Annotated in this window: 1 protein-coding gene; it reads left to right on the forward strand. The window is 45.9% G+C overall.

Annotated elements, in window-relative coordinates:
• Positions 1 to 836: hypothetical protein (locus NW858_RS05660; protein WP_414520087.1), on the forward strand; the 836-nt coding region annotated here is incomplete at its 5' end.
• Positions 837 to 968: the final 132 nt, after the last annotated feature.

Here is a 968-nt window from a genome sequence, read left to right on the forward strand (position 1 = left end):
GCTGGCAAATTGAGGAAGGCGAGAAAGAACTTTCTAGGCTGCGGGAAGAGCTTCAGCAAAGGAGCGGGCGGCTCCAAAAACTTGAAGCCCAGTTGGCCGAGCAGCAGCAGCTTTTGGAACAGCTCCAAGACAAAGATCGGCGAGTGCAAAACCTCCAAGCAGGGATTGAAGAGCTACAGAACCAACTCTTCCAAAGAGAGGAAGAGATAGAGAGGCTGCGTGCGGAGCAGCAAAGATGGCTACAAACTAGAGGCGATTCAGCTAAGCAGCACTATGCATACACAGACGAGGTTACAGAGCTGAGACTACAGCTTCAACAAAGGGATGAGGAAATAGAGAAGCTGAAGGCTGACTTAGAAGATTTTCAAGAGACTGTGTCTGCAATGTCCCAAGGAACAAGGCATTATAGGAGGTGCAAGCCATCGGAAACAGATATAATTTTGAGAAGAACTGAGAGAGAATTTTACCCCCAAGAAGCCAAGAGTTTTATTTTGGAAATCTTGCACAGAGCAATTGATCAAGTACATGAGAAAAGCAGAGTTCGGCATATACTTGAAGATCTGCTTCAATATAACGATGCACAGGAAGGCAACAGACATCGTCAAGATATTATGGGGTCTATAGATGATTTGTTCTTAGACTATCGCAAATGGAGTGATTCTCACGAGCGAAAACTGCAGAGACTTGGTTTTGAGATTACTTCAGAAGACAACCATGTCAAGATTCGTTTTCACAGAGATCCGCGCTATCAAATTATTCTATCTAGGACTCCCAGCGATTGGCGCGCCGGTCGCGAAATTATTCAAGAAATTCGCAAGAAAATTTTCGGGCTCTAACAGAGTTAGGAGACTTGTTTGTCATTTTTGTTACAAGAGCGGGATCCTCTCTGTCTAGAGTTGGGGGAGCCTGATAGCCTGGAAGAAAGTCTGGGATCCCTGCCATGTTCTACCTGCCGGTCTCGCTGTTGC

This window comes from Synechococcus sp. H55.10, assembly GCF_047502715.1.
Classification (GTDB): Bacteria; Cyanobacteriota; Cyanobacteriia; order Thermostichales; family Thermostichaceae; genus Thermostichus.